This window comes from Streptomyces sp. NPDC102462 (assembly GCF_044765425.1).
Classification (GTDB): domain Bacteria; phylum Actinomycetota; class Actinomycetes; order Streptomycetales; family Streptomycetaceae; genus Streptomyces.
This window is the reverse complement of the sequence record NZ_JBIWKB010000005.1, coordinates 1-12,995: the sequence shown is the minus strand read 5'-3', so window position 1 is coordinate 12,995 and position 12,995 is coordinate 1. Positions and strand designations below refer to the sequence as shown.

The window sequence follows — 12,995 nt, the reverse complement described above, 5'->3', positions numbered from 1 at the left end:
GGAAGTCAGCGGTGGACACGCGGCGTCGAGGTCCCGGACGTCCACGGAGGGCGTCACAGGTCCAGTGCCCGCAGGTACCCGTACACGCCGAGGATCCACAGGGCCAGCGGCAGCAGGCTGATCGCCGCGGCCGAGTGCAGCAGTTCGGCGGCCCGGCCCCAGTACGGCACCAGCCGCCGCCCCGGCACCGTCCAGGACGCGATGGCGCACGCCGCCGCCGTGGCGAACAGCCCGACGAGCAGGGCCGGTCGGGAGCCGGGCGAGATCGCCAGGGCCGCGGACACCACCAGGCCGGCCACGCCGAGCACGCCGGGGCCGATCAGCGCGAGCCGCTGCCAGGAGCTGCCCATGCCGCGGCCGTGCAGCAGCAGCAGCAGCGAGAGCCCGGCGGCCATGCAACCGCCGGGCCAGCCGAACGGCCGGACCAGCGCGGCGATACAGGCCACGCTGAGCAGCCCGGCGGACGCGAACAACGCGGTCATCCACATGTCGGCGACCGCGGTGCGTGCGGCCACATCGGCGCTGGGGTGCGGGTCGATCCCCTGCTGGAGCTGCTGGGCGTTGGTCGGCAGCGGTGGGGTGCGCAGACCCGAGAGCCGGAAGGACAGCGCGGGTGTGAAAGCCCCGAACAACACGGTGACCAGGGCGGTCACGCCGGCCGCCTGCTGCGGCGTCAGATCGAGCAGCACCAGCAGCAGCCCGCCGAGCGCACCGCCCGCCGCGATCGCGGCCGTGGCCAGGAACAGCGGGGTGAAGGCCGCCACCACGGCGAGCGCCAGCACCGCGCCGCCCGCCGCGGCGGCGGACGCGGCCAGCAGCCGGGCGCCGAGGACCTGGTCGGCCTGGTCGCCCTCGAAGGTGCCGCCGGGCAGCAGCCAGCCCGCGTGCGTCCAGTACACGGTGGCCATCACGCCCAGCGCGGCGCCGGCGCCCGCGTCGCCGACGGCCCGGCTCGCCGAGGCCGCGCCGGCCAGCATCAGCAGGCCGCCGGCGAACAGGATGCCGACGCGCAGCGCGAAGTCCATGCCCGGCAGGGCGAGCAGGACCGAGCCGGCGGCCAGCGCGGTCACCGTGAGGCCGATCAGCACCCGCCGGCTCACCGTGGGGGTCCAGGCGAACGGGCGGCGTTCCATGGTGGTGGCGATGCCGTCGACCAGATCGTCGAAGTGCGGCTCGGGCAGTGCGTCGGCGCGTGGCCTCAGGTGCAGGGTCTCGCCGTCGCGGACCCCCGCCTCGTCGAGCGTGGCCTCCTCGTCGAGGGGCGCACCGCCCAGGCGTTGGAGCACCCAGCCGCCGTGTTCGAGGCCGGCCTCCTGGGTCTCTTCGCCGGCGTAGTCGAGCAGCGCGGGCAGCAGATCGGCCACCGGTACGTCACCGGGTACGGCCAGGTCCATGGATTTCTCGGGTGCTCGCACCGTGATCCGGCACAGATGTGCCACCGTGCTGTCGGTCAAGGCTCGCTCGTCTCTCCGAATTGTGGGCAAGGGGCCTTCGGGCAATGAGGGTGGAAGAAACCTTGTGGCAGTGGGGGTGCCGGGACCGACGCGCGACATCGGCGTCTGGAATCGGACGGCTGTACCCTACAAAATCATTTCCGGTCCCGCCCGGGGTGGCCCATCCCAGGACATGCGCTCCGCGGAATCCACCCCAGAAGAACCCCGCTTACGAGTTCCCCGACGGAAGCCCTTTACAGTTCCGGTGCACCCGCCCCGCCCCACCCGGAGGCCCCCACCGCGGCACTCGGCTCACACCGGACGACCCACACCGCCCACGGAGGCCCCGCCCGCCCAAGCACTCCGCCCACCCCCTCCAACCCCTCAGCCAAACCCCCCGCTTGACCACCCCGCCCGACCGAACCACTCCCCCGCCCGACGTCCCACCCGGCGAACCACCCCACCCACCGACCTTGCCGGGTGGACCACGAACGCGAGGGCCGCGACCACCCGGCCAGACGACCCGTCTCAACCACCCGGCCGCACCGTCCACTTGACCGCCGCGACCGACCACTCCCGCCCGCCGACTCAGACCAGCCGACCAAAACGCACCTGACCACCCCGTCCGACCAGCCGACGCCACTGACCAGTTCCCCACTCCAACCGACCGACCGCTCCAACCACCTGCCCGTCCCGACCAGCCGACCGCTCCCCGGCCACCCACACCAGCCGACCGACACACCCGCCTGACACACCATCCACCCGGCCGACCACTCCCCCGCCCGACCACCCCGTCCAGTCGACCGCACCGTCCGTCCGACCGTTCCGTTCGCTCGATTCGACCGGCCCGCCGTTCTGGCCGTGTGGGCTTTCGCCGCCGAGGAGGCTGTCCCTTGAGTGTGGTTCTCTTCCGTCGTCCGGCCCGTCGCAGGGCCCCGGACCTGCCCGAGGGAGAGCTGAGCCTCCAGGAGCCGCCCACCCTGCCGGAGATCGTGCCGGACACCTCCGCGGTGTGGAACTACCTGCCCATGGGCATGATGTCGGCCTCGATGATGCTGCTGTTCATCCGCATGGGCACCGGCAGCACAACCCTCGGCTACACCGCCCTTGCCCTGATGGTGACCGCCTCCGGCCTGATGATCCTCGGCCAGGTGATGCGCAAGGCCGGCGACCGCAAACGCCGGCTCAAGGGCGAACGCCGCGACTATCTGCGCTACCTCCGGCAGACCCGGACCCAGGTCCGCGGGGCGTTCGTGCAGCAGCAGTACGCCCTGTCCTGGCGGCACCCCGAACCCGCCGCGCTGTCCTCGCTGGCCCGCACCTCCCGGCTGTGGGAACGCAGGCCCGGGCACGACGACTTCGGCGAGGCCCGGCTCGCGGTGGGCGGGCAGCGTCTTGGACTGCGCCTGGCACCGATGTCCACCAAGCCCGTAGAGGACCTGGAACCGCTGTCCGCGCACGCCCTGCGCAGCTTCATACGGGCCTACGCGACTGTCCCCGACCAGCCCATCGCGCTGTCCCTGCGGGCCTGGTCACGGGTGCTGTTCCGCGGCGACGAGGACCGTATCCGGGGCGCCGTCAGGGCCCTGGTGGCGCAGCTCGCCGTGTTCCACTCGCCCGACGACCTGTGGCTGGCCTTCTGCGTGTCCGAGGACCGGCGCGCGGACTGGGACTGGGTGAAGTGGCTGCCGCACGCCCTGCACGCCGAGGAGCAGGACGGTGCCGGTCCGGTGCGGCTGGTGGTGTCCACCATGACCGGCCTCGAGGATCTGCTCGGCGCGGAGTTCCAGGAACGGCCGCCGTTCGACCCGGAGGCCGTACCGGGCCGGGAGGAGCCGTTCACGGTGATCGTGGTGGACCAGGGGAGCGTGCCGAGCGGTCACCGGTTCGACGGCGCCGGGTTCCGCAACGCCGTCGTGCTGGACCTGTCCGGCGAGCTGACCTGGCGTCCGGGACGCTCCACGCTGCGCCTGGAGTTCAGCGAGGACGAGGGCGGGGCCGGGCGGCGGAACCGGACCACCGGCACCGTCTCGCTGGTGCGCACCGACCGCAACCGCCAGGAGCAGCACACGCTGCTCGGCCGTCCCGACCGGCTGGGTCCGGCCATGGCGCGGGCGGTGGCCATGCGGCTGTCCCCGTACCGCATGGCGTTCGGAGGTGACGCCGCCGAACCGATGTTCGCGGACATCGAGTTGACGTCCCTGCTCGGCCTCACGGACCTGCACCGCTTCGACCCGCGGGAGCTGTGGGCGCGCCGCGGCGGTGCGGACCGGCTGCGGGTGCCCATCGGCATCAGCGCCGAGGGCAGCCCGGTGGAGTTGGACATCAAGGAGGCCGCGCAGGGCGGTATGGGCCCGCACGGCATGCTGATCGGCGCGACCGGTTCCGGCAAGAGCGAGACGCTGCGCACCCTGGTGCTGGCCCTCGCGCTCACCCACTCCTCGGACACCCTCAACTTCGTCCTGGTGGACTTCAAGGGCGGCGCCACCTTCCTCGGCCTTGACGAACTCCCGCACACCTCCGCGGTGATCACCAACCTTGCCGACGAGGTCGCGCTCGTCTCACGCATGCAGGACGCCCTGCACGGAGAGCTGATACGGCGTCAGGAGCTGCTGCGCGCCGCCGGCAACTACACCTCGGCCCTGGAGTACGAGCGGGCGCGCGCCGCGGGCACCCCGCTCCAGCCGCTGCCCAGCCTCTTCGTCATCGTCGACGAGTTCAGCGAACTGCTCGCGGCACACCGGGAGTTCATGGAGCTGTTCGTGATGATCGGCCGGCTCGGGCGCAGCCTCGGCGTGCATCTGCTGCTGGCCTCGCAGCGGCTGGACGAGGGCCGGATGCACCAGTTGGAGAGCCATCTGTCCTACCGCATCGGCCTGCGCACCTTCTCCGCCATGGAGAGCCGGGGTGTGCTGGGCGTGCCGGACGCCTACCATCTGCCGCCGCAGCCCGGCAGCGGCTATCTGAAGAGCGGTGTGGAGGAGCTGACCCGGTTCCGTGCCGCATATGTCTCCGGGCCCTACGAGCACCGCAGCGGGCCGGTGGCACAGGCGCGGGCGGCCGGCCAGGTCGTACCCTGGACGACGGACTGGATCGCGCCGCACCCGGCGCCGGACACACCGGACGATCCGGACCTTCCGGACGCACCGGACGGGAACGCCGCGCCGGACGAGGAGGAGCAACCCGGCGCCGGGCAGACGCTGCTGGCGGTGGCCCTGGACCGGCTGCGCGGCTCCGGACCGCCCGCCCACCAGGTGTGGCTGCCGCCGCTGGACGCCTCGCCGTCCCTCGACCAGATCCTTCCGCCGCTGGCGCCGCACCCCGAGCACGGCCTGACCACGGTGGGCTGGCCGGGCCGCGGCCGTCTCTCGGTGCCCGTCGGCATCGTCGACCGCCCCTTCGACCAGGTACGGGACCTGCTGACGGTCGACCTGTCCGGCGCCGGCGGCCATGTGGCCATCGCGGGCGGCCCGCAGAGCGGCAAGAGCACCGTCGTACGGACCCTGATATCGGCGCTGACCCTCACCCACACCCCGCGTGAAGTGCAGTTCTACTGCCTGGACTTCGGTGGCGGATCACTGGCCGGGCTGGCCGGACTGCCGCATGTCGGCTCGGTGGCCGCCCGGGTCGACACCGAGCGGATCGGGCGGACCGTCGCCGAGGTCACCGCCATCCTGGAGGACCGCGAACGGCTCTTCCTCCAGCACGGCGTCGCCTCGATGCCCGAGTACCGCGCCCGCCGGGCGGCCGGTGAGTTCGCCGACCAGCCGCACGGTGACGTGTTCGTGGTCGTGGACGGCTGGTCCACCGTCCGGCAGGACCACCAGGACCTGATCCAGACGTTCACCCGGATCGCCGCCCGCGGTCTCAACTACGGCATCCACCTGATCGTCACCACCGCCCGCTGGGTGGAGCTGGCCGCCGCCGTACGCGACCAGGCGGGCACCCGCATCGAGTTGCGGATGGGTGACCCCATCGAGTCCATGGTGGACACCCGCCGGGCCAGGACGGTGCCCGCCACCCCGGGACGGGGCCTGACCGTCGACGGCAAATTGCACTTCCTGTCGGCGCTGCCGCGGATCGACGGCGTGGAGAGCGCCGACGGCCTCGCGGCCGGGGCGTCCGCCCTGATCCTGGACATCAAGGAGCACTGGACGGGGCCGCGGGCGCCCGAGGTGCGGCTGCTGCCACAGTTGCTGGCCGCCGGCGAGCTTCCGGCCCCGCAGACCACCGCGGAGGGCGGGCTGCGCGTCGCACTGGGCGTGGAGGAGGACAAACTCGCCCCCGCCTGGCACGACTTCTCCGTCACCCCGCATCTGCTCGTCGTCGGCGACACCGAGAGCGGCAAGACCAACCTGCTGCGGCTCGTCGCCCGCGCCATCACCGAGCGGTACACGCCGGAGGAGGCCCGGGTGCTGGTCGTGGACTACCGCCGTGACCTGGTGGAGGCGGTACCGCAGGAGTACCGGCTTGGGCACGCCGTGTCCATCGACGCGCTGCGCGAGCTGGTCAGCGGCGCGGCACGGGCGATCCGGCTCCGGGTGCCGGGGCCGGACATCACCCCGGACCGGATGCGGCGGTGCGACTGGTGGACGGGGCCGCGGCTGTTCGTCCTGGCCGACGACTACGACATGATCGGCGCGGGGCCCGGCAACAACCCCTTCATGCCGCTGCTCGACCATCTCGCGCTGGGCTACGAGGTCGGGCTGCACATGGTCGTCGCCCGCTCCGCGTCCGGCGCCGGGCGCGGTCTCCAGGAGGCCCTTCTGCGCCGCCTCCAGGAGGTCAACTCGCCCGGTCTGCTGCTGTCCTGCCCGCCCACCGAGGGGTATCTGTTCGGGAACATCAAGCCCCGTATCCTGCCGCGCGGCCGTGCCATGCGCGTGGCCCGCCGGGCGATGACGCTGGTACAGACGGCCCAGACCGACTAGTTCGCTGCGCTGCGCTGCGCTGGCTTGGCCGTGTCAGGCCGTCGTTCATCTGCGCGTTGCTGCGCCGGCGGGACCGTGGCACGCCGTCGTTCGTCTGCGGCGCCATCGTGGTTGCTCGCGCAGTTCCCCGCGCCCCTGGCGGGGCGCACAGCTGCGGGGAGTCGTGCCGCTGGGCGAGCAACAGCCACCGGCGTACGCAGCCGCGGGCACATCGTGGTTGCTCGCGCAGTTCCCCGCGCCCCTGGCGGGGCGCACTGCTGCGGGCAGTCGTGCCGCTGGGGCGGCACGGGTGGGCGCAGCGGCACCCGCAAGCATGGGCAAGCAACAGCCACCGCCGTACGTAACCGCAGGTACGTCAGGAGGGTGGGCGCCAGCCTCGGGATTGGCCGCGGGGGATCACCGTTGCCGCCGCGGCCACCAGCAGGACCAGGGCTGCCATGACGCCCGCGGACAGGAGCGCACGGTCCCGGGGGGCGGTGGACACCGCGGGCAGGTGCAGCGGGGCCGTGCTCGGCGCGGCGGCGGGTGTGCCGGAGCCGGGCGGGACCATGGAGACCGCCGCGTACGGGTCGAGCCGGGGCGCGCCCCCGGTCGGGGTGGCGGAGGCGGTCAGCCGCTCGGCGGTCTCGGCGGCGGTCAGGTCCGGGTGGTAGGCGCGCACCAGGGCCGCGGCGCCGGCGGCGAACGCGGCGGCCGCGGAGGAACCCGCGGCGATGTAGTGCCCGGAGCCGCGCGGCCCGATGCCGACCACGGGGCCGCCGGGGGCGGCGAGGTCCGCCCCGGCGAGACCGGCGGCGCTGTCCAGCATGGCGCCGTCGGCCGTCACGCCGACCACGGACAGGGCTCCGGGAGCGGACGCCGGCCAGTACCGCGCGGCGCCCTCGCCGTCCCGGGGCTCGATGTCGGGCGCCGCGGCGGCGACGACAAGGACCTGGTGATCGGTGGCGTACCGGACGGCGGCCGTCAGCTCGGCCTCGCCGGTGGTCAACGCCGCGGACACGCTGACGACTTGGGCGCCGTTGTCGACGGAGGCGCGGATGCCGTCGGCGACCCGTTCGGCGCTGGCGTTGCCCCGCTCGTCGGTGCCGCGCACGGCGAGTATCCGGGCGCCCGGGGCCACTCCGTGGACGTCGGTGCCGTCGGTCTGCGCGGCGGCGACGAGGCCGGCGATGAGGGTGCCGTGCCCCACGCAGTCGTCGGTGGCGTCCCCGACGGCGGTGACCCGCCCGGACAGCGCCGCCGCCTTGCCCGACACCCCGGTGTCCACCACCGCCACGGTGATGCCCGCGCCCCGGGACAGCTGCCACGCGTGGGGCAGCGACAGGCTCCGCTGGGCCCAGGTCGCGGCCTGCGCCGTACGGTTCGAGGCGGCGGTGCAGGGGTCGTCGTCGCCGAGGGTGAGCGGGACCGGCGGCAGGCTCGTCCGGCCGGTGCCGTCGCCCGCGGACGCCGCGGAAGAGGGGGCGGGAGAGGGGGAGGCGGCCATGGCGGGCGCCGGGGCGTACAGGGCGCACACCGCCGTCACGGCCAGCGCGCCCAGCCCCGCGGACAGCCTGAAGTGCACGCGGGAGCAGGGGGGTTGGGGAAGCCGTGGGGACCGGAGAAACCGGGATTGCCTCATGAGGCGCATGATAAGGGGGGCGCCCTCGGCGCACCCGGGCTGACGTTCGAACGGGCATGATGACCCCAGCACCACGACCCGTACCGCCCCCGGGGAGGATCCGCCGCAGCCCTGGCGACGCCCTGCCGCCGCCTGCTGTTCACCGCGCGGTCCTACAGTCTGTTTTCTTGTCCCCTGTCGCCCCACCTGACCGCCGTCGCCCTGACGCCGCTGACGAGGAGGAGATTCGAGCGTGGCACGCCAGCTGCTCTCGGTCGGTCCCGAAAGGCCCGATGGGCCGGACAGCTTCCGAACGATAAGCGAAGCCTTGGCCAAGGCCCGTACGGGCGCGGTGATCAGCGTCCTGCCGGGGCGATACGAGGAGAATCTGCGGATCTCCCGGCGGGTCACCATCGTCGCCGAGGGCTCGCGCGGCAGCGTGGAGATCGCGCCCCGCTCCGGCTCCGCCGTGACCCTGGCGGCCGACGCCGTGATGCTCACCGATCTGGTGCTGCGCGGCCCGGACGGCGACGACGTCCCGGTCGTGGACGCCTTCCAGGGCCAGGTCGCCCTCGACGGATGCGACATCGCCGGCACCGGCTGGACCGCGGTGCTCAGCCGCAACACCGGGTCGCTGGCCATGCGCGGCTGCCGGATCACCAACCCGGAGGGCGCCGGCGTCGTCGACACCTCGTCCGAGGAGAGTGTCGTCGCCGACTGCGTACTGGAGAACCTCGGCAGCTCCGCCGTCGTCATCAGCGAGAAGGCCCGCACCACCGTACGCGGCTGCACGATGCGCGACACCCGCGGCAACGGCGTCCTCGCCAACGGCCAGGCCCGCGGAGCAATCGAGGACTGCGACATCTCCGCCACCGACAAGCCCGGTATCGCGCTGGAGCAGCACAGCGCCACCCGGGTGCTCCGTACCCGGGTGCACGACCTCGCGATCGGCGCCCTGGTGACCAGCGCCTCCCGCCCGGAGCTGACCGAACTCGACGTCCTGGCCACCGCCGAGCACGGCATCCTGGTCTCCTCGGGCGCCGAACCCGTGCTGCGCCACTGCCGGGTGAGCCGCACCAAGGGCAGCGGCCTTGCCGTCACCGGGCGGGCCCGGGGAACGTACGAGGACTGCGCGTTCACCGACTGCGCGGGACCCGCCGTGCTGGCCACCGAGAGCGCGGCGCCGATGCTGAACCGGACCGTGGTACGTGACTGCTCGGCGGCGTCCGCGGTGCTGCTGACCGGGGAGTCGGCGGCCGAGTTCGACCGTCTTGAGGTGACGTCGGCCGCCGGTGTCGGCATCTCCGTGTTCTCCGGCGCCAACCCACTGATCCGGCGGGCCCGCGTGGTGGCGACCGGCGGCCACGGCGTGGAGGTCGTCAAGGGGGGACGCGGCCGGCTGGAGGACTGCGTGATCGAGAAGGCGGGCGGCGCCGCCCTGCGGGTCGCCGACGACGGCCGCCCGCACCTCGGCAACAGCAGCCTGTCGCACGCCGCTGGGCCCGGCGTCCTCGTCGCGGCGGGCGGCCTGGCCGACCTCCGCGACACCGTCGTGGACGGCAGCACGGCGGAGGGCGTCCGGGTCGAGGAAGGCGGCGAGGCGTCCCTCGTCCGCAACCGGATCATCTCCTCCGGGTCGCACGGCGTACTGCTGGCCCCCGGGGCGCGGGCCGCGCTGGGCGACTGCGAGGTCTCCAGCGGTCAGGCCGACGGCATCCGGGTCGAGACCACCGAACGGGTCTCCGTGCGTGACTGCACGGTCAGCGACAACCGGGGCGCCGGGCTGCGGCACACCGCCCGGGACGGCATGCTCACCGTGGACCGGCTGTCCAGTGTGGCGAACGGCGCCCGGGACGCCTGGGACGGCGCACCGCCGCCCGCCCCAGCGGACCTTGCCGGTCCGGCCGCCAAGGACGACGGGCCCGCCGAACCACAAGGGCCCGTCGAGGAGTTGGAGGCCCTGGTCGGGCTGGAAGGGGTCAAACACCAGGTCAAGAGCCTGGTCAACCTGACTCGGCTGGCCCAGCGCCGGGCCAGCCTCGGCATGCCGGCCCCGCCGATGAGCAGGCACCTGATCTTCGCGGGCGCCCCCGGCACCGGCAAGACCACGGTCGCCCGCCTGTACGGCTCCATCCTGGCCGAGTTGGGCGGACTGCGCTCCGGCCACCTCGTGGAGGTCTCCCGGGCCGACCTCGTCGCCCAGGTCGTCGGCGGTACGGCGATCAAGACCACCGAGACGTTCAACCGGGCGCTCGGCGGCGTACTGTTCATCGACGAGGCGTACACGCTGGCCTCCGACAGCAAGAACTCCGGTGCCGACTTCGGCCGCGAGGCCGTGGACACCCTGGTCAAGCTGATGGAGGACCACCGCGACGACGTGGTGGTGATCGCGGCCGGCTACTCCAAGGAGATGGACTCCTTCCTCGCCGTCAACCCCGGCCTCGCGTCCCGTTTCGCGCGCACCATCGAGTTCGTCAACTACACCGTCGACGAGCTGGTGACCATCGTGGAGAGCCTGTGCGAACGGCACCGCTACGAACTCGCCCCCGACACCAGGGACGCGCTCGCCACGCACTTCGCCGACATGCACCGGGGCCCCAACTTCGGCAACGGCCGGGTGGCCCGGCAGGTGTTCGAGGAGATGGTGGACCGGCAGGCGTTCCGGCTGGCCTCGCTCCCGGAGGCCGGCGAGCAGGATCTGACGGTCCTGCTGCCCGAGGACGTCGGCGAGGCCGCGGCCGCCGCCGTCAGGGCCGCCTCGTCCGGCGACCGGGCCACCTCACCGCTGGACGAACTCAACGCGATGGTCGGCCTCGACACCGTCAAGCACGAGGTCACCGACATGATCAACCTGCTGTCGGCGTCCCGGCGACGGCAGGCCGCCGGGCTGCCCGCCTCCCGCATCAACCGGCACCTGGTCTTCGCGGGACCGCCCGGCACCGGCAAGACCACGGTGGCCCGGCTGTACGGGAAACTGCTGCGCTCGCTGGACGTGCTGCCCCGCGGCCAACTCGTCGAGGTGGCCCGCGCCGACCTCGTCGGACGCTATGTGGGACACACCGCCCAGCTCACCCAGGAGATCTTCGAAAAGGCGCTCGGCGGCGTGCTGTTCATCGACGAGGCGTACACCCTCACCCCGCCCGGATCGCCCGCGGACTTCGGACGGGAGGCGGTGGACACGCTGCTGAAGCTGATGGAGGACCACCGCGAGGACGTCGTGGTGATCGTGGCCGGCTACACCGACGAGATGCACCGCTTCCTGGCCTCCAACCCCGGTCTGGCCTCCCGCTTCTCACGGCACGTCGAGTTCCCCGACTACAGCTCGGAGGAACTGGTCACCATCGTCCAGCAGCACGCCGCCGCCTCCGGCTTCGAGTGCGCCCCCGACGTCCCGCAGGCCCTGCTCGCGTTCTTCAAGGCCCAGCCCAGGGACCGCTCCTTCGGCAACGCGCGGCTGGCCCGGCAGACCGTCGAACAGATGGCCACCCGCCAGGCCCGCCGCCTGGCCGCAATGACCTCCCCCACCATGCCCCAACTCCAAACCCTCCTACCGGAAGACCTACCCACCCCACCACCGGGACAGCGGAACTCCGGCCATGGCGGCGCCTGATCGCACACGGCCGATGGACCGCCACCTGACGGTCGCGGCATCCTGATGTCGTCCGTGGGACACGGTCATCGCCACGCCCCCTACACGAAGTCGTAGGCGATGAAGCAGAGGCAGACGATCGTGCCGTCCGGCTCGACGGCCTCGTAGCCCTCCCTTTCCTCTCCCGCTACGGGGAAGAACAGGGCGTTGCCGCCACGGTCCGGATCGGTGACGATCTCGGCGTAGTTGGCCCGGCGCCCCTCGGCGTCGCCGGCCGCGATGATGCGCCGGGCCTCGCCGAGGGCGACCCCGGCCGCGCGGTCCCCGCCGGTCACCGGATCGAACGGGCTGCTGCACAGGACGGCGTACCCGTCCACCGGCGCCGGTTCGTAACCGCCGTACTCGTCGCTCCATTCGGCCGCCGCGATCCGGTCCGGATCCGCAAGCGGTACGACGACGATGCCGGCCCGGGCCACCGGCGGCCCGCTCTCCTGCTGGTGCCAGGAGTAGCCCGCGTACACCGGGGCCTTGCTCAGCCCGGCGGGCAGATCGCCGTGATACCAGCCGCCGGAGGTCGTCATCCCGAACCAGGTGACCTCTTCGGCCAGCGCCAACTCCCCTGCCTGCGCGAACCATTCGGGCCGTCGCATGCCCATCTCGCCGTTACGGTCGACGTGATCCACCCACCGCCACAACAGGGCGTCCACGGCACCACCCCGATCGGCCGAACTCCTGACTACGGTCATGATGCACACCCTGGCACAGCGGTCTGACACCGCCTCCTCAGCAACCACCGCATCCCCACGCCGGCCTCGGAGACGACGTAGGCGGCCCCGATCGAGGCGACGGTCCGGCCGGACCACCGCCACCACTCGGCGGCGTGACACTAACGCGAATGTTAGTAACTTCAGGAGTTGCCGGGAATCAACACGCTGGTTTGATCTTGGTGTTGTCAGGGTTGAGGAATCTGGCGATGTCGGTTGGCGTGCGGAATCGGGCTGTTGAGGCGGGGATGCAGACGTCGTGTACTTCCAGGAGGGGGCGGACGTCTTTGACTGCGCGGCTGATGGTCATGGCGGTGGTGTTGAAGAGCTGCCCGAGAAGCTCCTGAAGAGAGTGCTTTCGCAGGTAGAGGATGGTGATCAGGATCTTGTCGGCGGGGGTGATTGTGGGTTTGCGGCCCGTGCCGCGGGCGACGCGGCGTGGTCCGCCGCGGGATCGGTGGCGGGCTTGTTCACAGTGCTCTTCCAGCCCAGGGATCACGGTGTCGATGAGATCGCTGAGCTGCTGGCGTGTCATGCCGGTCAGATCCGGGTGCTGCAGGTCATAGGGCGTGAGGGGGTAAAAGCCGCCGGCTGACGTCCCGCCCTGCCGGGGGCGGTCCGGGTGCGGTGGGTGGCTGGCGGGGTGGAGGGTGTAGTTCCAGTCTCCGTGGAAGCGGT

At 72.6% G+C, this 12,995-nt stretch carries 6 protein-coding genes; 2 read left to right on the top strand and 4 right to left on the bottom strand.

Going from position 1 to position 12,995, the window contains the following annotated elements; genetic code table 11:
* Positions 1–53: 53 nt before the first annotated feature.
* Positions 54–1,454, bottom strand: a complete 1,401-nt coding sequence (gene eccD / locus ACIRFL_RS06185) for a type VII secretion integral membrane protein EccD (RefSeq protein WP_404024455.1) — start codon at positions 1,452–1,454, stop codon at positions 54–56.
* An 872-nt stretch (positions 1,455–2,326) separates the two neighbouring features.
* Here eccD and eccCa point away from each other — a divergent pair.
* Complete coding sequence (eccCa, locus tag ACIRFL_RS06180; protein WP_404024453.1) at positions 2,327–6,364, top strand: type VII secretion protein EccCa; 4,038 nt, start codon at positions 2,327–2,329, stop codon at positions 6,362–6,364.
* A gap of 355 nt (positions 6,365–6,719) precedes the next feature.
* On the opposite strand, the gene ACIRFL_RS06175 is transcribed toward eccCa, so the two are convergent.
* A complete protein-coding gene (locus ACIRFL_RS06175; protein ID WP_404024451.1) occupies positions 6,720–7,928 on the bottom strand; it encodes a S8 family serine peptidase in 1,209 nt (402 codons plus the stop codon).
* A gap of 289 nt (positions 7,929–8,217) precedes the next feature.
* Between ACIRFL_RS06175 and ACIRFL_RS06170 the strand changes: the two genes are divergently transcribed.
* A complete protein-coding gene (locus ACIRFL_RS06170; protein WP_404024449.1) occupies positions 8,218–11,574 on the top strand; it encodes a right-handed parallel beta-helix repeat-containing protein in 3,357 nt (1,118 codons plus the stop codon).
* Between the two features lie 80 nt (positions 11,575–11,654).
* Here ACIRFL_RS06170 and ACIRFL_RS06165 read toward each other — a convergent pair whose 3' ends face one another.
* Positions 11,655–12,299 (bottom strand): hypothetical protein, encoded by a 645-nt coding sequence (locus ACIRFL_RS06165; RefSeq protein WP_404024447.1) that lies wholly within the window; start codon positions 12,297–12,299, stop codon positions 11,655–11,657.
* Positions 12,300–12,477: 178 nt separating this feature from the next.
* Positions 12,478–12,995, bottom strand: a 518-nt coding sequence (locus ACIRFL_RS06160; RefSeq protein ID WP_404024445.1) for a transposase family protein, incomplete at its 5' end; no start/stop codon positions are given.

Excerpts from the sequence above, each read along its gene's own strand:
- ACIRFL_RS06165 (WP_404024447.1), bottom strand. The coding sequence starts at position 12,299 with ATGACCGTAGTCAGGAGTTCGGCCGATCGGGGTGGTGCCGTGGACGCC.